Raw genomic sequence first — 18,789 nt, forward strand, 5'->3', positions numbered from 1 at the left:
TGCGCTGTACTTCCCGTTCACCATCCTCACGCCCTCGGGAGACCGGCTGACGACAGTATATCTAGAGATCTTGACCGACGGCCCGCTGGTTGACGAAAACAATCAAGTCGAGCATTACGCGCGGGTGTTCAGCGAGCTGATCGATGCCTCCGCAACCCCTGCCGACACCCTGGCCCTTCTGGATAGCCTCTTGTCGCAACCATGAATCCAGCAGAGGAGGGGCTGATGATCCCGCAGCGGAAGGAGGAGGCGTTGCGCTGGCGCAAGAGCACCCGCAGCGGAAACTCCGCCGGGGAATGCCTTGAGCTTGCCCTCGTCGTCGGCGGCGGTTTGGCAGTAAGGGACAGTAAGAGTCCAGGCACGGGGGTAGTAGTCGTTGGCGAGCGCGCTCGCCTCATGTTTCTTGAAACAGTAAAGGGGAACCGATTCTGATCGTTTGGTGTAACGGCCCCCGGTGCTGTCGGGGGCCGCCTTATTAGTGCACTGTTGGTGTCGTGATTGCGTCGAGTTGCCCTGTGACGGCGGCCATAATCAGCGCTTGGCGTCGCTCAATAAGGAGGTCAATCTGCTTATTGAGAGCGGTGGTCAGTCGGGAGATTTCAGAAAGTTCCTTTTCGGCAGCCTGGACCCGCTGTTCTTGCTCGTTGCGAGGAGGGAGTGGAACGTTAAAGGCCAAAATTTTCGAGATGCTGGTTGATGCTAGTTTGGTGGTCTTGGTACCCGTCATCTCAAAATAGGTACGAGCTAGTGTGGTCCTTGTCAGCAGTGCAAGGTAGCCTCCGGAGATATGAGGCCCCGGACGAACCGCGAAAATGTGATTTTGGTGTAGGCAGCCAGCGATCTCGTCAGACCACAAGGTTCCCCTGCCGAGCTTGTCGATGTCTCCGCCCTCTGTCATGAGGACGTCGCCATTACGTAGTTCTGTTCGTTTGGCTAGTGTGCGATCGACAAGAGTGTACTTGACGTCGGTCAGGTCAAGACCATCTGCTTTAACATTGGCTACTCTGAGGTATGGGCGAAGTTCGTGTCCCTCTGTATTGCGGCCGCTATCGATAACGATCCCGGTTTGGATTCTGCACAGTCGCGAAAGGGGTATCTTTCGGTCCGACTCTGAAATCAAAATGCGGTCGATTGCTGCCCGCTCGCGCTCGGCGAGCAAGTCGAGTTGAATGCGACGTAGGCGCACAACCTGGTCGATTGCCGAAGTTTCCGTATCGAGGAAGTCGACAATTTTCCGCTGTTTGCTCACTTCCATTTTTGGTATGCGCAGTTCCCCAAGGAGGTTGCCGGTAATGTTTTGCAATCCCGTCGTGGTGGTACCTAGGTAGCGTATCTGGTCTTTAATGTATACGCTGTTAAGTAGGTACCAATAGTAGCGCGAATACTGAACGGAGGGGAAGCGAAGTCTTTGCAGGAAGTTTGAAAAGCCCATACCTTGGGACTTTTCATCAACGTATCCGACTTTTCCTAGGTGTGTATCGCTTCCGCTGGACTTGACGACCAGGAGGTCGCCTTTGCGTAGTTCCGTCTGTTTCTTTTCGCTGGCGGTCAGCGAGCGAAGCTCGGCATACCTGGCGTTTAGATTTCCATCGGAGTCTATCTCCGTTGATCTGATTACAGGTGTGTCCTCTCCGGTTGCTTCGTTGCCCCATGCGCCACTGGTTGATGATAGAAGAACATGCTTCAGCCTTAGTGGATGACTCACTGTGTCACCTCGCGCAGCAACCGCTGGATCTGAGATTCAAGGTCCTTCAACTCCGCGTCGATCTCTTCCAGGGGCCTTGGCGGTGTGTATTTGTAGAAGTGTCGTGTGAACGGGATCTCGTACCCCACCTTGGTCTTCGAGTGGTCCACCCAGGCATCCGGCACATGGGGCAAGACCTCGCGGGCCATGTACTCGTCAATGTCCTCGTCTAGAGGCACGTTCTCGTTGTCGCGCAGGTCCGGGTCTGGCAGCGGGTTGCCCTTGGCGTCGGTCTGCAACTCGCCCTCGGGGTCGCTGACCGACACTGCCGCCCAAATCGCCTTGTCCACGGGCGCGGGCAGCTTGCCGAGCGGGACGAGCGTCTCCCGCAGGAGCTTCGCGAAGTCGACCTTGCGGAGCGCCGCCGGCTTGCCGACCAGGCCGCGCAGCGCGTCGAGCAGCTTTTCCCGGCCCTCGTACTTGGCCAGCGGCTTCGCGATCTCCAGTTCCGCCAACGCTTCCTCGGTCACCTCGAACCGCAGCCGCAACGGCCGCTCGACGGTGATCCGCCGGTAGCCGAAGTCCCTTGGCGCGAAGACCTTCACCTTCTCGTGCATCGGGTGTTCGGGGTCCTGCGCGACCGTCAGCGCCTCCGCGTAGAGGTCGCTCAGCTTGGCGATGTCCTCATCCGGGATGAGCTTGCGCTTGTCGCCCAACGACTTGCGCATCTTCGCCCAGTTCTCCCGCGCGTCGAGCAGGATCACCTTGCCCCGGTGCGCCTCGTCTTTCCGGTTGGTCAGAATCCAGAAGTACGTGGAGATGCCGGTGTTGTAGAAGAGCTGGTCGGGCAGCGCGACGATGGCTTCCAGCCAGTCGTTCTCCAGAATCCACTGCCGGATCTTCGACTCGCCCGATTCGGCGGCCCCGGTGAACAGCGGCGAGCCGTTGAAGACGATCGCGATGCGCGAGCCGCCCTGCTCCGGCTTCTTCATGTGGTGGATCATGTGCTGCAGGAACAGCAACGAGCCGTCGTTGATGCGCGGCAGGCCCGCGCCGAAGCGGCCCGCGAAGCCGATCTTGGCCTCGTTCTCGACGTCGCTCTTGACCTTCTTCCACTCCACGCCGAAGGGCGGGTTGGCCAAGAGGTAGTCGAACGCCTTGCCGTAGTGCTTGTCCTGGCTGAACGAGTTGCCGAGCTTGATGTTGGCCGCGTTCTCGCCCTTGATCATCATGTCGGACTTGCAGATCGCGTAGGACTCGGCGTTGAGCTCCTGGCCGTGCGGCACGACCTTGGCGTGGGGGTTGTGCTGGAGGATGAACTCCTCGGCGGCGGTCAGCATCCCGCCCGTCCCGCACGCCGGGTCGAGCACGGTCTTCACCACGCCGGGCGTGGTCAACTCCTGCTCGTCGGGCGCGAGGAGGAGGTTCACCATCAGCTTGATGACCTCGCGCGGGGTGAAGTGCTCACCGGCGGTCTCGTTCGAGATTTCCGAGAAGCGCCGGATCAGCTCCTCGAACACGTAGCCCATCTGGTGGTTGTCCACCGCTTCCGGGCTCAGGTCGATCTCGGCGAACTTCGCCGCCACCTGGTAGGTCAGCCCGGCCCCGTCGAGACGGCCCAGCTGCGCGGTGAAGTCGTAGGCGTCGAAGATCTCCCGCGCGTTCTCCGAGAACGCGCCGACGTAGGACTTCAGGTTGTTCGCCACGTTGTCCTGGTCGCGCACCGCGGCCTGGAAGTCCAGCTTCGAGGTGTTGTAGAAGCTCAGCCCGCCCGTGGCGCGGCGCAGCATGTCCAGGTTCTGCACGCCCTGCTCGGCCAGCTTCGCCTTGCGCTCCAGCACGGCGGCCTTGGTCGGCGCGAGCACGCAGTCCAACCGCCGCAGCACCGTGAACGGCAGGATGACCTTGCCGTACTCGGACTGCTTGTAGTCGCCGCGCAACAGGTCGGCTACCGACCAGATGAAGCCGGCCAGCTTCGTGTGCGTGCTGCTCACTCAATCTCCCTCGGGGTCCGGCACAACGCCCAGCATGTCGTCGCGGAAGTAACAGACGTTTCTACTCCGGTGGTGCCACGGCTCCGCGCGCGAGTCCCGTGCTCAGCTCCTTGACCAGGTCCGCGCCCAGCGCGGCGGCCCGGCGAAGACCCGACTCGAACGCTTCGAGCCGCCGGAACGCGGCGCCGATCCGCTGCTGCCGCTCCAGCGGCAGCACGGGGATCTCCATGCGCCGCACGTCGACCCGGTGCACCCCGGAGAGGGTCGTGCCGCCCAGGCGGGAGGGGTCGGCGGCGCGCAACTGCCCGGCCAGGAAGTGCGTGTCGAGCCTGCCGCTGTCCACGCGGATCAGGTGCAGGTTCGGGCCGAGGATCAGGTCGTCGGTGTCGACCACCAGGACGCGGGGGCGTCCGTCGCCCGCGATCAGCATGGGAATCACCAGGTCGCCGGGGCGCAGGTGGATCGGGTCGTCGTCCTCGGTGCCCGCGAAGCGCGCGGCGGGAGGCGTGCCGGTCACCACGTCGCGCCCGGTCAGCACGGGCGGGCCGGAACCGGCCTCGTCGGTGGGCAGCGGCCCGACCTGCTGGCGCAGTGCGAGCGCCCCGGCTCGGGCGAGGTCGTTGACCGTCGTCGTGGCCCGCGCGTCCGGGGTGATCTGGTGGAAGTCCGGCAGTAAGCCGCTCAGCTCGCCCAGCAGGTCCGCCAGGTCGGCGCGGGTGCGTTCGAGGGTGTCCGGGTCGAGCGCGGGTTGCGGTTGCGGCAGGTGCCGGGCCGGGGTGAGGTCCACGTCCTCGTCGAGCAGCTCGATCGGCTCGAACGTCTTCTGCCTGCCGGTGACCTCGGCGACCGCGCCGGTGTCGCGGAACTCCCGCCAGGCGTCGAGCACCTCGCCCGCCAGCGCGGACCAGTTCACCCGGCCCCGGCGCGACGGCTGGTGGTGGCTGGCGTCGACCAGTAGCACCGGACCGGACGCGCCCGCCCCCGGCCTGCGCAACACCCACAGGTGGATCGGGATGCCGGTGGACATGAGGATGCCCGCCGGCAGCGCGATGACCGCCCGGACCGCGCCCCGGCGCAGCAGCGCCTGCCGGATCGCCCGGCCGGGCCTGCGGAAGGCCACCCCGGCGGGCAGCGCCAGCACCACCGGGGCGTCCGGTTTCGCGTGGGCCAGGCAGTGCTGCAACCACGCCAGCTCCGGTTCCCCCTTGACCGGGAAGCCGTACTCCCAGCGCGGGTCCAGCGCCAGCTCCTCGTGACCCCAGTCCCGGTAGCCGAAGGGCGGATCGCAGATCACGGCGTCGGCGCGCAGGTCGGGGAAGGCGTCGGCGCGCAGCGCGTCGCCCGCGACGACCTCCGAGGGGAGCCGCGCGCCCAGCCGGGCCAAGGCCAGCCGGGTCAGCACGGGGTTGATCTCCTGGCCGACCAGCCGGTCGGCGCCCGCCTCCGCCGCCGCCCGCAGGACGTTGCCCGGACCGCAGGCCGGGTCGAACACGGTGCCCGCGACCGGGGCGGCCAGCTCCACCATCAGCCGGGCCAGCTTGGCCGGGGTGACCAGGTGCTGGCGCTGCTGCCGCTCGAACACCCGGTCGGTCAGCGACTCGACCAGCTCCTCGCGCGGCGCGTCGGCCAGGCCGCCGAGCAGGTCGCGGACCTGCTCGGGCGGCTCGGCGGCGCGCGGGTCGCGCAGGTGCGTCGCCAGGTCGGCGACCAGCTCCAGCGCGTCGGCCTCGGTGCGGCCCGCGTCCAGCGCCAGCCACAGCGCGTCCGCCGGGTCGCTGCCGGTCAGCTTCCCCTGCCTGCGCAGCCAGTCCTCCACCTCGTCCAGGCGGAACGCGGGGGAGCCCCCTGGACCGACCACCGGCTCGGGGAAGTCCGGGTGCCGCCTGCGCCAGTTGCTCACCGCCGCCCGGCCGACGTTGGCCATCCGGGCGATCTCCGCGGCCGTCACCAGGGCTTCTTCCGACATGCTCACCTCCGCAGAAATGGGTGTTAGCTTAGCAACCAGCACAATACGTGTTGACTGTGAACTCGTAAAGATGCTTCCATGTTCACGTCAACACCCGAACCGGCTGTCTCGTGTGACTGGAGGCTTGCTCATGACTGCCCACGTCGAGCCCGACGCCCACCTCGACGTCCTGGCCCGCTCGGCTGTGGAGGGGGACCGGAAGGCGACCGACGAACTGCTGGTCCGCCTGAAGCCGCTGGTGGTCCGCTACTGCCGCGGCCGCATCGGCGGCGGCACCTTCGCCTCCGCCGACGACGTGGCGCAGGACGCCCTCATCGGGGTGTTCAAGGCCCTGCCGGACTACCGGGACGAGGGGCGCGGGTTCCTGGCGTTCGTCTTCGGCATCGCCAGGCGCAAGATCGCCGACTACTACCGCAAGGCGGGCCGCGAGCGCGCCACGCCCGTGGCCGAGCTGCCCGACCGCGCGGACGACCGAGGCGGCCCTGAGCAGGCCGCTTTACACAACGAGGGACAGCGCAACGTGCACGAACTGCTCGGCGTGCTCAGCGACACGCAGCGCGAGGTCCTGATGCACCGCCTGGTGATCGGCCTGTCCTCCGACGAGACGGCCGAGGCCCTGTCGATGACGCCCGGCGCGGTGCGCGTCGCCCAGCACCGAGCCCTGCGCAAGCTGCGCGACCGGCTCACCGGCGGGCGCGAAGCCGCCTGACCGCCCCCGCCCCGCCCGTCGGGGCGACGGATGGCCACCTCGGCGGCTCCGCGTGCCCTGGTGCGTGGGCAAGTACTACCCGAGGGGTGTCCGGGGGCCGGTAGCTACTACCGGGTGGGCGTGAAAGCTCGGTTCGGGGTGTCCGGGCGCGCGACGCGCAGGGGTGACATGCCCGACACGCCCATGGGTGGGTGACGCCGCAGGGCGGGCGTGGACGTCCTGAGCGTTGAATTCGGGGGTTCTGAGCGTTCGACTCGCGGGGTTCCTGAACGCGGTGCGCGCGGGCCGGTTCGACGGCTGACCCGGCGGAGGTCGCGTCCACTGTGGACGCGACCTCCGCGACAGGGCGGGCTCATCGTCGACGGCCCGCCCCGCTCAGGCGTCCGGTGTCACAAGGTAATCGCGGCCCGGCCGCCGACCACGGGCACGGTGATGCTCGTCTTGGTCAGGTCGAAGTCGATCGGGCCCGCCTCCGGGTCGGGCACGGTGTCGGAGCTGTAGTTGTCGCCGAGCAGGATCAGCCCGATGCGCTGCCCGGCGGGCACGGTCTGGTCGAGCGGGCTCATCTCCCAGGTGACCGTCAGCGTCTCACCGGGGACCAGGGGCTCCGGCCGGTAGAGGGAGTGCCTGTTCTTGAGGTCGATGAGCCCTCGGGACAGCACCTTCATGCCCTTCACCCCCTCGCGGTAGGTGACGAGGTAGGCCGAGAGCGGGGTGCTCCTGGTGGTGGGGCGGACGGTGGCGGTCATCGTGGGCGTGCCGGAGAAGCGGGTGTCCGCCGCGGCGGGCGGGGTGACCCCGAAGATCCGGTACGGCGGTTCGATCCCTGGCTGCGTCTTGAGCAGCGGGCCCACCTTGGTGTCGCGGACCATGTGGAAGTCGGCCGACGCGGACGGCTCGGTGGTGAGCGGCGCGGAGCCGTTGACCATGTCACCGGCGTGCAGCCGCACCGGGGTGGCGTCCTGCCGGGGCCAGGTGGAGGTGATCTCCGGGGGCGTGTTCGGTCCGGGGGTGGTCTGGCGCTGCGCGTCGACGGCGGGTTCGCGGTCGATGCCGTTGTCCAGCCCGAGCAGCCAGCGGTCCATCCACCTGCGCAGGGTCCGCTTCCAGTCGTCGTACCGCCAGTCCGACGGTGAGGAGCCGTGGTGACCGTTGAGCAACCACAGCTTGCGGGGGACTCCCTTGGCGCCGAGCGCGTTCCAGAGATCGGCGAACTGCACCGAGTCGACGTTGGCGTCGTCACGGGCCCAGGTGGTGAGCACGGGGGCGGTGAACCGGCTCATGTCGCGGACGTAGCCGTGCGCGTCCCAGAAGGCGTTGCGGTCCCCGCTGGCGGCGTCCTCAGCGGCGGCGAGGGAGGCGACGTGGCCTGCGCACACCTCTTTGGCGGCCGGCCCCGCGACCCTCTGGGCGTAGCCGGGCATGTCAGCCCAGTAGTTGGTGAGGCCGTTGGTGCGGACCCACTTGTACCAGTCGGCCACCGGCGCGGTGGGCACGATGGCCTTGAGCGCGGGCACGCCGGTCGATGCGGCGCCGACCTGGAGCGTTCCGTCGTAGGAGTGCCCGTACATGCCGACCGCGCCGGTGCTCCAGTCGGCGGTGGCGGGGGAGCCGTCGAGGTAGAAGGCCCTGCCGGAGCCCGCGAACCAGTTGATGACCGCGGTGACCGCCGCGATGTCGTGCGGACCGCCCAGGTCCGTGCACCCGGTGGACCGGCCCGTGCCCTGGACCTGCATCTGCGCCACGGCGTACCCGCGCGGCACGAACAGGTCGGTCTTGACGTCGCCCTGGATCCTCCAGGCGAACCCAGGGCCCGCCCCGATGGCCTGACGGAGCGGGATGTCTTCGTTCTCCGGGTTCTCGTAGCCCTCGTTGTAGGGACTGGCGGTGAGCAGGACCGGCGACTTGAGCCCCTGTTCGCCCTCCCTGGGACGCATGAGGTCGACGTAGACGTGGTCCACCACGCCGTCGCCGTCGGTGTCCTCCCCCGTCTCGACCGACAGGGACTCGACGATCGCGTCGGCGTAGGAGAAGACGGGTTGGGTCTCGTTGTCGATGATGGACAGCGTCGGCGGACCGGCCGCGGCGGCGGGGGACTGGCCTGCTAACACCAGCGTCGCCACGACCGCCAGCGAGATCGCTCCGGTACGGCGCGGCACAGCGTGTTTCCTCACGGCGCTCCTGGGAGTCGTTGTGTGCTTTACAAACCGGAGAGACGTGTCCCGGATCGAGAAGGATGCTCACCTCGGACCCATGTGACCGGCCGCACATCTCGCGGAGCGTGTGCTGCCCGCGTGCGACGCGGGACGCCGCGTGCTGCCGGAAGACCCGTTCGACTCGTGCTCATTGCCTCATCGGGCACTGTTCGCCACCTTCCCGAAGGCTCGTGTGGCCGTGCCGGGTCCGCCGTGGCACCTTCGTTTCTATAGGGTGTCCGGCTCACCCACCCGCGTGCCGCAGGTTAAGCGTTGCGTGGGCGCACTTCACCCGATCGAATAGCGTCGGGCTGTGCGGGTGCGTGTTTTACTGAGCTCGTCGGCGAGATCGTCACTTGTCGGAAAGGGCGTTCCTGATGAGTATTCCCGTTATTCGCATGACCGACGTTCCGCCGGGGGCGCGCCCCGGCCGCCGCCCCGCCTGGCCATGACCGCGCTGTCGGTCGCCAGGGCCCAGTCCGAGCGCTGGTGGAGCTACTACGACCAGGGCACGGGCGGGCGTCCGAAGCCGGGCACGCGGGTGCTGCTGCGGGACGGGCGCGCGGGCACGGTCACCGCGTACGAGGGCAGTTGGAAAGCGGTCACCTTTCCGGTGAGAATCGATCGGACGGGGCAGACGCTGATGCTGCTGCTGTCCGAAGTCACCGTGCTCGTCGTCGGCGCGGAGTCCGATCCCGAGGCGAATGCGCGGCACGCCGGGTAGTCGGTTCGCCCGGTCGAATTAAGGCCGAAGGGGAAACCCGGTAAAGACGTGCCCGATTGATCGTGCAAACAAATTCCACCGCGCCCGGCGCGGCGGAATCGAATGCCCTCGCGCCCGCCCGCACGCCGACGCGGACGTGCCTAGCCTGGCGGCGTGACCAACATCAACGGCAGCAACGACCCCCGGTTCGACGCCGTCCGCGCCGAGCTGGAGCGCAACCTCGCCTCCGGTGAGGAGCTGGGCGTCTCCCTGTTCCTCGACGTCGACGGCGAGGCCGCCGTCGACCTGTGGGGCGGCTTCCGGGACTTGGCCCGCACCACCGCCTGGGACGAGCGCACCATCACCAACGTGTGGTCCACCACGAAGACCGTCACCAGCCTGGCCGCACTGGTGCTGGTCGACCGAGGTGGACTCGACCTGGACGCGCCGGTGGCCCGCTACTGGCCGGAGTTCGCCGAGAACGGCAAGGACCGCGTCCTGGTCCGCCACCTGCTCTCGCACACCTCCGGTGTCGCCGGGCTGGACCAGCCCGGCACCGTCGAGGACCTCTACGACTGGGACAAGGCCACCGCCCGGATGGCGGCCCAGGCCCCGTGGTGGGAGCCGGGAACGGCCTCCGGCTACCACATGACCAACTACGGCCACCTGGTCGGCGAGGTCGTGCGGCGGGTCAGCGGGAAGACGCTCAAGCGGTTCGTGGCCGAGGAGATCGCGGGCCCGCTGGGCGCGGACTTCCAGATCGGCGCGGCCGAGCGGGACTGGGACCGGATCGCGGAGCTCGTGCCGCCGCCGCCGGTCGACCGCGCGGCGCTGGCGTCGGGTGGCGAGCTGATGCTCAAGGTCGTCACCGGTCCCGTCGTGCAGGCCGAGGACGCCGCCACGCCCGCGTGGCGGCTGGCCGACGTCGGCGCGGCCAACGGGCACGGCAACGCCCGCTCGGTGGCGCGCGTGCTGTCGGTGCTGGCGCGCGGCGGCGAGGTCGACGGCGTGCGGCTGCTCGGCCCCGGCACCATCGACCTGATCTTCGACGAGCAGGCGGCGGGCGTGGACCTGGGCATCGGCGTCCCGCTGCGCTGGGGCGTCGGCTACGGGCTGCGCGAGCCCGCGACCGTCCCGTGGCTCCCCGAGGGCCGGGTCTGCTTCTGGGCGGGCTGGGGCGGGTCGGTGGTCATCGCGGACCTCGACCGGAGGATCACGCTCTCCTACGTGATGAACCGGATGGGGCAGGGCCTCATCGGCTCCGAGCGCACCGCCGCCTACGTCCGGGCCGTCTACGACGCGCTGGGCTGAACCGAGCCGGGCTGACCCGTCAGGGGGCTCACCCCCGCCACGGCCAGCCGGAACAGCCGCTCGGCCTGGGCGGCCGGGTCGGGGTGCCGCTCGGTGGCCGTGGTGATGCCGACGATCAGCGTGAGCAGGTCGGCGACGGTGACGTCCTGGGCCACCACGCCGTCCCGCGCGGCCCGGCGCACCAGCGGGTCCGCCGCCCGCATCAGGTCCGCCGCGCAGGCGCTGTCGTGCACCGCCTCGGCGTCGTAGGCCAGGGCGGCGGCCAGGCCGCCCGTGGCGACGCAGTAGGCGACGACCTCGCCCAGCCACGTCAGCAGCGCTTCCCGGCTGTCGGCCTCGCCGAGCAGTTCGCCCGCGCGGACGCCCAGCGCCTCGATCTGGTCCTTGGCCACCGCTTCCAGCAGGGCGCGGCGGGTGGGGAAGTGCCTGCGCACGGTCGCCGAGCCGACCCCCGCGACGCGGGCGATCCGCTCCAGGGAGGCGTTGGGGCCGTGCGCGGCGACCTCCTCCCCGGCCACCGCGAGGATGCGCGCGTAGTTGCGCCGGGCATCGGCGCGCAGGCGGTCCGGCATGGCGCTCACCTCCGTGTTTGCTAAATGGCGGGGTCCGCCATATCGTAGCGGGACCTAAACGGCGGACCCCGCCATTTAGCTCCCGAGTGCCCGAGGAGCACCCATGTCCCACAATTCCACGCCGAGTTCCGCACCCGTCCTGGTCACCGGAGCCAACGGCAGGCAGGGCGGCGCCACCGTCCGCGCCCTGCTCGCGGCGGGCATCCCCGTCCGCGCCCTGGTGCGCGACCCGGCCACCGACCGGGCCAAGGCCGTCGAGGCGCTGGGCGCCGAACTGGTCACCGGCGACCTGGGCGACCGCGACTCCCTGACCAGGGCCGCGCAGGGGGCGCGTGCGGTGTTCTCCGTGTCGCTGCCCGCCTTCACCCCGGACGGCTTCGACTTCTCGATGGAGGTCACCCACGGCGTCAACCTCATCGAGGCCGCGAAGGCCGCCGGGGTGCCGCAGTTCGTGCACTCCTCCGTGACCGGCGCGGACCAGCACACCGAGACCCCCGGCTGGGCCGAGGGCCGCTGGGCGGTGCTGGAGCCCGTCATGAACGCCAAGAGCGCCGTCCAGGAGCGGGTGCGCGAAGCGGGCTTCCCGCACTGGACGCTGCTCAAGCCGGGCTTCTTCATGGAGAACTTCCTGCCGTCGATGGCCTTCCTGTTCCCGCGCGGCATCGACGGCGGCATCGTCAGCGTGCTCAAGCCGGACACCCGGCTGTCCCTGATCGCCGTGGAGGACATCGGCAAGGCCGCCGCCGCGGCCATCGCCGACCCGGACAAGTTCGACCGGGTCGAGCTGGAGCTGGCGGGCGAGCACCTGTCCATGACCGAGATCGCCGAAGTCCTCGCCCGCGTGCTGGACAAGCCGCTGACCGCGCCGGAGATGACCCTGGAGCAGGCGATGGCCGCCGGGATGCCGCCGATGGGCGCCTCGCACGAGTGGATCAACACGGCGGGCCAGCCCGCCCGCCCCGAGTACGCGTGGGAGCTCGGCCTGTCCACCACCTCCTTCGAGGAGTGGGTCCGGAAGAACCTGCGGGACGCGGCGTGACCGCCACGTCTCCGGTAAGCGCTTTCACCAGCGCCCGGCTGCGGCGCTTCGAGGCCGACGCCGCCACCGACCCGGACACCGCGCTGGCCGGGCTGGTCGCCGACCTGCGGGCGGCCGGTGGCCCGCTGGTGGAGCGGGTCTCGCCCGAGGAGGTCGACGTGACCTTCGTGCACGTCGCCGACGCGGGCTCGGTGGCGCTGCGCACCACCCTGCTGCGCCTGCCCTCGCACGAGGAGCACGCGCCGCTGCGGCGGATCGAGGGCACCGACGTGTGGCACCTGACGGTGCGGGCGGCCTCCGACACCGCCGTCGCGTACTCCTTCCTGCACGACCCGCCGCCGGTCTTCGCCTCCCCGGCCGAGGCGCTGGCCGTGTACTCCGACGAGCGGCGGGCCGGGGAGCACCTGCTGGCCCGCGAGACCGCCACCACCGCCGACCCGCACAACCCGATCCGGGCGCCGAGGGAACTCGTCATCGGCGACGAAGAGGTGTTCGACTCGGTGCTCGTGCTGCCGGACAGCCCTTACGTCCACCTGGCCGCCGACGGCCCGACGCCCGCGCTGGACGAGCACGAGCTCGACGGCAGGCGGATCAGCGTCTACCAGCCGGACGGCACCGCCCCCGGCGACGCGCTGCCGCTGGTGGTCGTGCTCGACGGGGAAGTGGGCATCCGGGGCGGCGTCCACCGCAGGCTGGACGCCGCGATCGCGGCCGGGGAACTGCCGCCGCTGCGCGCGGTGTTCTGGCACAACCGGACGCTGACCTCCCGCATGGGCGAGCTGTCGTGCAACCCCGCCCTGGCCGACGCCCTGGCCGATGAGCTGATCCCGTTCCTCGCCGAGCGCTACGGCGTGCCGGGGGACGCCTCCCGGCGGGTCATCGCGGGGTTCAGCCTGGGCGGGCTGGCCACCGCGCACATCGCGCTCACCCGGCCGGACGCCTTCGGTGCGGCGCTGCCCATGTCCGGCGCGCTGTGGTACACCCCGGCCCCCGGCGACGAGCCGAGCGGGTGGCTGATCCGGCAGTACGAGCGGGAACCCACCCGCCCCACCGCCGTCTACCTCACGGTGGGGCAGTTGGAGGACGTCCCGGTCGACTACCCCGGCGTGGCGGCCGGGACCACGTGGGTCGGCTCCACCCGCCAGTTCCGCGACACCTTGCGGGACAAGGGGTACGACCTGCGCGGCTACCGGGAGGTCCCGTCCGGGCACGAGCTGGTCAACCTGCACCTGGCGGTGGTCGACGGGCTGGCGGCGCTGCTGCGGTGACGCCCGCCCGCGTCACGCACGCGGCCACGTCCCGAAGGTGGCGCGCACGACCGAGCCGATCAGCTCGTCCACGTCCTGGCCCTCGTGCGGCTTGAGGGCCCCGTCCACCAGCAGCACGCTCATCCCCTGCACCACCGCCCAGATGCCGGTGCACAGGGCCTCGCCCTGCGGCTCGCCCAGGTCGACCTCCAGCGCCTCGGCGACCGCGACCACGACGTCGCGGGCGGCGGCCCGCGCCGCCGCGTTCGTGCCGCACACCCGGCCCACCATCAGGTGGAACAAGCCGGGGTTGGCCATGGCGTAGTGGATCGCCGCCGAGACGACCCGGACCAGCCGGTCATCCGGCCCGGCCTGGGCCGCCGCGGCGGCGATCCGCGCGCCCACCTGCTGGAAGCCGTGCACGGCCACGGCCGCCAGCAGGTCGTCCTTGTCGGCGTAGTGGCGGTAGGGGGCGTTCGGGGACACCCCGGCCGCGCGGGCCACCGACCGCAGCGAGAGCTGGTCCGAACCCGTGGTCTCCACCAGCTCCAGCGCCGAGCGCAGCAGGCTCGCCCGCAGGTCGCCGTGGTGGTAGGCCGCGCCCTTCACGTTGACATCGTACGCGCGGCCCGGCCTTCCACCGCCCGCGCGAGCAGGGTGAGCGCGGCCTGCGACGGCGAGCCCTGCTCGGCGGTGACGAAGGTCAGCCGGTGCTCGGGGGCGTGCGGCAGCAGCAGCGCCTGCTGCTTCACCGTCAGCTCGCCCACCAGCGGGTGCCGCATCCGGTGCTCGGTGTTGTCGCACTCGCGCACCCGGTGGTCGGCCCACATCGCGGCGAACTCCTCGCTGCCGGTGACCAGCTCGCCGATCAGCGTGCTCAGCTCGCGGTCCTCCGGGTGCCTGCCCGCCACCAGCCGCAGGTGCCCGACCATGGCCCGCGCCTTGACCTCCCAGCGCGGGTACAGCTCGCGGGTGTGCGCGTCCAGGAACACCAGCCGGGCCATGTTCGGGCGCTCGTCCGGGTGCCGCGGGGCGTCCTGGTCCAGGTGGCCGGCGAACAGGGCGTGCCCCAGCGGGTTCCACGCCAGCACGTCGGTGCGCCGCCCCAGCAGCACGGCGGGCACGTGCGCCATGCTCGCCATCAGCTCGGCGGTGGCGGGCGCGACGTGCTCGACCGGGGGCGGCGGCACGGCCCGGCGGCGCGGCCGGGCCAGCGCGCGCAGGTGCTCGCGCTCGTCGGGGTCCAGCCGCAGGGCGCGGGCGATGCCGTCGATGACCTCGTTCGAGGCGTTCAACGACTGGCCCTGCTCCAACCGGATGTAGTAGGAGGCGCTGACCCCGGCCAGGCCGGCGACCTCCTCGCGGCGCAGCCCCGGCACCCGGCGCCGCTCGCCGTAGGTGTCCAGGCCGACGTCCTGCGGGCGCAGCCTGGCCCGACACGCCTGCAAGTACTCGGCGAGCTGTCCCGATCCGCTCATACCGCCAGTATGCGTCGCGCGCACGCGCGGAACCTGACCACGCCAGTGGTAGGAAAGACGCGATCTGGTTGGGCGCGCGCTCCTCGGGTGACGGTGGACCGGTCCGCTCCGGCGGAACCGTCCGCACAGTCCCAGGAGGACCACGAGCATGACCACGACCACCGAGCGGGGCCGCGCCGCCCTCGCCTTCGGCTCCGTCACCCTGGAGCGCGTCCCGGAGTACTTCGGCACGGTCCACATACCCCCGCAGCAGTTCTTCCCCGAAGTGAGCCAGGAAACGTGGCGGGACAACGAGGACTGGTTCGCCCCGGACTTCCTGGACCCCGACTCGGGCACCGTCCGCTCCGCGCTGCAGACGTGGGTGCTGCGCAGCGGCGGCCGGACCATCCTCGTCGACACCGGCGCGGGCAACGGCAAGGAACGCCCCTACGCCCAGGTGTGGGCGCACCGCCGGACCGCCTACCTGGACCACCTCGCCGCCGTGGGCGTGCGCCCGGAGGACGTCGACATCGTCGTCAACACCCACCTGCACAACGACCACGTCGGGTGGAACACCGTGCTCGAAGGGCGGGAGTGGGTGCCGACCTTCCCCAACGCCCGCTACCTGATGCCCGCGCGCGACTTCGAGTACTGGAACCCGGTCCACCGGCGCGTCGCGGCGGGCGGTCCGCACAACCAGAACGTCTTCGAGGACAGCATCGCCCCGGTCCACCGGGCCGGGCTGGTCGAGCTGTGGGAGGACGAGCACGTCATCGACGAGCACCTGCGCCTGGTCCCCGCGCCGGGGCACACGCCCGGCTCCTCCGCCGTCCTGCTCGACTCCGGCGGCACGAAGGCGATGTTCGTCGGCGACATGCTGCACACCCCGGCGCAGGTGCTCGAACCGCACGCCAACAGCTGCTTCTGCGAGGACCCCGAGCAGGCGCGGGCGACCCGGCGGGAGCTGCTGTCCCGCGCCGCCGACGAGGACGCCCTGGTCTTCCCCGCGCACTTCGGCGGCGCGGGCGGGTTCCGGGTGCGGGCCTGCGGCGAGGGCTTCGCACTGGCCGAGTGGGCACCGTTCGCCGCCCCCGAGCTGACCGAGGACTGATCCTGTTGCGCCACGAGGAAATCACCGTCGACACCGGCGCGGTGCGCGGCTACCTGGCCGACGGCGTCGCCGTGTTCCACGCCATCCCCTACGCCGCCGCGCCGCACGGGGCGGCCCGGTTCGCGCCGCCCCAGCCGCCCACCCCGTGGCAGGGCGTCCGGGACGCCACCCGCCCCGGCCCCACCGCGCCCCAGCCCAAGCGCGACGCCTTCGGCGGGCTGGACATGTCCCCGTACTTCGGGCCGGGCTGGGTGCCCGGCGAGGAGTACCTGACCGTGGACGTCCGCACCCCCGCCGGACGCCACGCCGACCTGCCGGTGATGGTCTTCGTGCACGGCGGCGGCTTCACCGCGGGCTCCACGCGCAGCCCGCTCTACGACGGCACCGCGTTCGCCCGCGACGGCGTCGTGCTGGTCACCGTCAACTACCGGCTCAACGTGGCCGGGTTCCTGCACCTGCCCGACGCGCCGGACAACCGCGGCCTGCTCGACGTGCTGGCCGCGCTGGGCTGGGTGCGGCGCAACATCGCGGCCTTCGGCGGCGACCCCGGCAACGTGACGGTGTTCGGCCAGTCGGCCGGGGCCACCCTGCTCGGGGCGGTGCTGGCCGACCCGCGCTCCGAGGGGCTGCTGCGCCGCGCGATCCTGCAGAGCGGCAGCGGCACCGGGGCGTTCACCCCGGCGCAGGCGGGGATCGTCACCCGGCGGCTCGCCGAGCACCTGGGCGTGCCCGGCACCGCCGCCGCCCTCGCCGACGTGCCCGACGCCGACCTGGTGGCCGCCTGCTCGGCGCTGGGCGGGCTCGACCTGGCCGCCGACGGCACCCCGGACCCGCTGATGGGGCTCAGCCCGTTCAGCGTGGTCGCCGACGAGCAGCCCGCGACCGCGCTGGCCAGGGGCGTCGCCGCCGACGTGGACCTGATGGTGGGCACCAACAGCGACGAGGGGCACCTCTACCTGGTGCCGCTCGGCAAGTTCACCACCAGCACGTGGCAGGACGTGCACGACACCGCCGCGCTGATGTCGGCCGACCCGGCGGCCGAGGTCGCCGCCCGCCGCCGCGCCCACCCGGACGCGACGGCGGGGCAGATCCGCTCGCGGCTGCTGGCCGAGGGCCTGTTCGGCGCGGGCACGCGGGCGCTGGCCCGCGCCCACCCGGCGCACAACACCTACGTCTACGAGTTCACCTGGCAGTCCTCGGAACTCGGGGCCACGCACACGATGGAGCTGCCGTTCGTGTTCGACCTGGCGCACCTGGCCGCGCTGTCCGGTCGGGGCAAGCTCTTCGGCACCGCCGTGCCACCGTCCGAGCTGGCCAAGGAGGTGCACGCGGACTGGGTGCGCTTCGCCGCCACCGGCACCCCCGGCTGGCCCCCCTCCCACGACGTCGGCAAGTACTACCCGACCCACCCGTGATGGCCGCTAACCACCACCCGGTGCGCGTGAACGTCGAACTCGGGGGTCCCGGGCGTTCGACTCGCGGCAGTCCTATTTGGACTGGGTGAAGCGCTGGGTCAGGAAGGCAATGGCGCCGGGGACGCCGTGCGACTGCTCGCTGCTGTGGTCCTGCGCGGCGTCCTCCACCAGCACCACGTCCGCGCCGCGCTCGCGGTACTGCGCCGCCAGCCGCCGCGCCCCGGCCACGGGCAGCAGCTCGTCGCCGGTGGCGTGGTACATGTAGACCGGCGCGGTCGGCGTGCCGCCGAAGCCGAGCGGGCTCGCGGCGTGGGCGAAGCGCTCGAAGGACCCCGAGGTCAACGACCCCGGCCACGCCTCGAACCGCTCCAGCGTCGCCGGCGCGGGGTGGCTCAGGATGGCGTCACCCAGGCAGCCGTGCGCCACCGCGTCGGCCTGGGCGCGTGCGGAGGCGGTCAGGTACCGGTCGACACCCGCCTTCGGGTAGGCGTTGCGCAAGGCGGCGAGCCCGAACAGCAGCCACCCGCCCGAGGACTGCTCGCCGACCGACCGCAGGCTCGCGTTGAGATCGGTGATCACGCCGCCCTGCGCGACGCCGCTGATCCTCAGCTCCGGGGCGTAGCCGGACTGCTTCTGCGCGGCCGACGCGGTGGCGAAGCCCCCGCCGGAGTAGCCCCACAGGCCGATCGGGGCCTGGCGGTGCACCCTGGCCGGGCCGAAGGAACGGGCCGCGCGGATGCCGTCGAGGACGCCGTGCGCGGCGGCGGAGGCGCCCAGGAACTGCGACTTCGGCCCCTCGTAGTCGGGCACCACGACCGCCCAGCCCCGCCGCACGGCCGCCGCCACCTGCTCCCGGTCGAACCCGGCCTGCCGCTCGGCCAGCGGGGACACCGCCGCGCCCGAGCGCAGCACGTAGGACGGCGCGCAGAAGGTCGCCAGGCCGTCCTCGGGCGTCTGGTACGACAGCAGCGGGCGCGGCCCGCCCCCGGTCCACGGCGCGGTCGGCACCAGCAGGGTGGCGACCGTGGCCGTCGCCCGCCCGTCGTTGTCGCGGGTCTTGTAGAGCAGCTGCCACACCTCGGCGGGCGCGGGCACCGCCAAGGCGTCGGCGGGCAGCCGCCGCGACCGCAGCACCGCGCCGTCGGGCTTGGACCCCAGGCGCGACGGCACCGCGTAGAACGGATCGTCGTCCGGTCGCGGCAGCCCGGCGGTGGGGGAGGACGGCGCGGGGGAGGACGTCGCGGGGGCCGCCGACGCGGCGGGCGCGGCGGCCACGGCGGTGAGCGCCACGGCCGCCGCGACGACCAGCCGCGCGGCTTTCCAGCGGTGAAGGGGCATCAGGACTCCTCGTCAGGGGTGGACAACGCCTCCCGACGCTAGGTCGGC

17 protein-coding genes are annotated in these 18,789 nt (G+C 71.0%); 9 read left to right on the forward strand and 8 right to left on the reverse strand.

From position 1 onward, the window contains the following. Together IEZ00_RS34460 and IEZ00_RS38265 are read left to right on the forward strand one after the other, a co-directional pair. Positions 1-205: Scr1 family TA system antitoxin-like transcriptional regulator (locus tag IEZ00_RS34460; RefSeq protein ID WP_189227545.1), on the forward strand; the 205-nt coding region annotated here is incomplete at its 5' end. 20 nt (positions 206-225) lie between these two features. Further along, entirely contained in the window at positions 226-432 is a 207-nt protein-coding gene (locus IEZ00_RS38265; protein WP_189227546.1) for a DUF397 domain-containing protein, read from the forward strand. 43 nt (positions 433-475) lie between these two features. On the opposite strand, the gene IEZ00_RS34470 is transcribed toward IEZ00_RS38265, so the two are convergent. From IEZ00_RS34470 to IEZ00_RS34480, 3 genes are all read right to left on the reverse strand, one after another. After that, the gene (locus IEZ00_RS34470) at positions 476-1,705 is read right to left on the reverse strand and encodes a restriction endonuclease subunit S (RefSeq protein WP_189227547.1); all 1,230 of its coding nucleotides are present in this window, start codon (positions 1,703-1,705) and stop codon (positions 476-478) included. After that, positions 1,702-3,678 (reverse strand): type I restriction-modification system subunit M, encoded by a 1,977-nt coding sequence (locus IEZ00_RS34475; protein ID WP_189227548.1) that lies wholly within the window; start codon positions 3,676-3,678, stop codon positions 1,702-1,704. Before IEZ00_RS34475 ends, IEZ00_RS34470 begins: the two co-directional genes overlap by 4 nt. A 61-nt stretch (positions 3,679-3,739) precedes the next feature. Beyond that, positions 3,740-5,644, reverse strand: coding sequence for an N-6 DNA methylase (locus IEZ00_RS34480; RefSeq protein WP_189227549.1), 1,905 nt, complete (start codon positions 5,642-5,644; stop codon positions 3,740-3,742). A 130-nt stretch (positions 5,645-5,774) separates the two neighbouring features. Between IEZ00_RS34480 and shbA the strand changes: the two genes are divergently transcribed. Beyond that, positions 5,775-6,353, forward strand: a complete 579-nt coding sequence (gene shbA, locus IEZ00_RS34485) for an RNA polymerase sigma factor ShbA (protein ID WP_189227550.1) — start codon at positions 5,775-5,777, stop codon at positions 6,351-6,353. A gap of 389 nt (positions 6,354-6,742) precedes the next feature. Here the strand turns inward: shbA and IEZ00_RS34490 are convergent, their stop codons facing one another. Next, the gene (locus tag IEZ00_RS34490; protein ID WP_189227551.1) at positions 6,743-8,527 is read right to left on the reverse strand and encodes a CocE/NonD family hydrolase; all 1,785 of its coding nucleotides are present in this window, start codon (positions 8,525-8,527) and stop codon (positions 6,743-6,745) included. Between the two features lie 469 nt (positions 8,528-8,996). Between IEZ00_RS34490 and IEZ00_RS34495 the strand changes: the two genes are divergently transcribed. Further along, complete coding sequence (locus tag IEZ00_RS34495; RefSeq protein ID WP_189227552.1) at positions 8,997-9,272, forward strand: hypothetical protein; 276 nt, start codon at positions 8,997-8,999, stop codon at positions 9,270-9,272. Positions 9,273-9,425: 153 nt separating this feature from the next. After that, positions 9,426-10,562, forward strand: a complete 1,137-nt coding sequence (locus IEZ00_RS34500) for a serine hydrolase domain-containing protein (RefSeq protein WP_189227553.1) — start codon at positions 9,426-9,428, stop codon at positions 10,560-10,562. Here the strand turns inward: IEZ00_RS34500 and IEZ00_RS34505 are convergent. After that, positions 10,544-11,134, reverse strand: coding sequence for a TetR/AcrR family transcriptional regulator (locus tag IEZ00_RS34505; protein WP_189227554.1), 591 nt, complete (start codon positions 11,132-11,134; stop codon positions 10,544-10,546). The genes IEZ00_RS34500 and IEZ00_RS34505 overlap by 19 nt on opposite strands. A gap of 103 nt (positions 11,135-11,237) precedes the next feature. On the opposite strand from IEZ00_RS34505, the gene IEZ00_RS34510 reads away from it, so the two are divergent. Next, positions 11,238-12,173 carry an NmrA family NAD(P)-binding protein gene (locus tag IEZ00_RS34510; RefSeq protein ID WP_189227555.1) on the forward strand — a complete coding sequence of 312 codons (936 nt, stop codon included), beginning with the start codon at positions 11,238-11,240 and terminating at the stop codon, positions 12,171-12,173. Beyond that, the gene (locus IEZ00_RS34515) at positions 12,170-13,441 is read left to right on the forward strand and encodes an alpha/beta hydrolase-fold protein (RefSeq protein WP_189227556.1); all 1,272 of its coding nucleotides are present in this window, start codon (positions 12,170-12,172) and stop codon (positions 13,439-13,441) included. The genes IEZ00_RS34510 and IEZ00_RS34515 overlap by 4 nt, the downstream gene beginning before the upstream one ends. 12 nt (positions 13,442-13,453) lie before the next feature. On the opposite strand, the gene IEZ00_RS34520 is transcribed toward IEZ00_RS34515, so the two are convergent. Next, a complete protein-coding gene (locus IEZ00_RS34520) occupies positions 13,454-14,029 on the reverse strand; it encodes a TetR/AcrR family transcriptional regulator (protein ID WP_189227557.1) in 576 nt (191 codons plus the stop codon). Then, positions 14,026-14,898 (reverse strand): helix-turn-helix domain-containing protein, encoded by an 873-nt coding sequence (locus tag IEZ00_RS34525; RefSeq protein ID WP_189227558.1) that lies wholly within the window; start codon positions 14,896-14,898, stop codon positions 14,026-14,028. Before IEZ00_RS34525 ends, IEZ00_RS34520 begins: the two co-directional genes overlap by 4 nt. 148 nt (positions 14,899-15,046) lie before the next feature. Here IEZ00_RS34525 and IEZ00_RS34530 point away from each other — a divergent pair, with 148 nt between their 5' ends. Beyond that, positions 15,047-15,988 (forward strand): MBL fold metallo-hydrolase, encoded by a 942-nt coding sequence (locus IEZ00_RS34530; RefSeq protein WP_189227559.1) that lies wholly within the window; start codon positions 15,047-15,049, stop codon positions 15,986-15,988. A 5-nt stretch (positions 15,989-15,993) separates the two neighbouring features. After that, positions 15,994-17,403 (forward strand): carboxylesterase/lipase family protein, encoded by a 1,410-nt coding sequence (locus IEZ00_RS34535; RefSeq protein WP_373293256.1) that lies wholly within the window; start codon positions 15,994-15,996, stop codon positions 17,401-17,403. A gap of 72 nt (positions 17,404-17,475) precedes the next feature. Here IEZ00_RS34535 and IEZ00_RS34540 read toward each other — a convergent pair whose 3' ends face one another. Beyond that, entirely contained in the window at positions 17,476-18,741 is a 1,266-nt protein-coding gene (locus tag IEZ00_RS34540) for a lipase family protein (RefSeq protein WP_189227560.1), read from the reverse strand. Between the last annotated feature and the right edge of the window lie 48 nt (positions 18,742-18,789).

Source organism: Saccharothrix coeruleofusca (assembly GCF_014648515.1).
GTDB classification, from domain to species: domain Bacteria; phylum Actinomycetota; class Actinomycetes; order Mycobacteriales; family Pseudonocardiaceae; genus Actinosynnema; species Actinosynnema coeruleofuscum.

Bases quoted from the DNA above. Each gene is read 5' to 3' on its own strand.
- IEZ00_RS38265 (WP_189227546.1), top strand. From the start codon at position 226: ATGATCCCGCAGCGGAAGGAGGAGGCGTTGCGCTGGCGCAAGAGCACC.
- IEZ00_RS34480 (WP_189227549.1), bottom strand. From the start codon at position 5,644: ATGTCGGAAGAAGCCCTGGTGACGGCCGCGGAGATCGCCCGGATGGCC.
- shbA (WP_189227550.1), top strand. From the start codon at position 5,775: ATGACTGCCCACGTCGAGCCCGACGCCCACCTCGACGTCCTGGCCCGC.
- IEZ00_RS34495 (WP_189227552.1), top strand. From the start codon at position 8,997: ATGACCGCGCTGTCGGTCGCCAGGGCCCAGTCCGAGCGCTGGTGGAGC.
- IEZ00_RS34505 (WP_189227554.1), bottom strand. From the start codon at position 11,134: ATGCCGGACCGCCTGCGCGCCGATGCCCGGCGCAACTACGCGCGCATC.
- IEZ00_RS34510 (WP_189227555.1), top strand. From the start codon at position 11,238: ATGTCCCACAATTCCACGCCGAGTTCCGCACCCGTCCTGGTCACCGGA.
- IEZ00_RS34525 (WP_189227558.1), bottom strand. From the start codon at position 14,898: ATGAGCGGATCGGGACAGCTCGCCGAGTACTTGCAGGCGTGTCGGGCC.
- IEZ00_RS34530 (WP_189227559.1), top strand. From the start codon at position 15,047: ATGACCACGACCACCGAGCGGGGCCGCGCCGCCCTCGCCTTCGGCTCC.
- IEZ00_RS34540 (WP_189227560.1), bottom strand. From the start codon at position 18,741: ATGCCCCTTCACCGCTGGAAAGCCGCGCGGCTGGTCGTCGCGGCGGCC.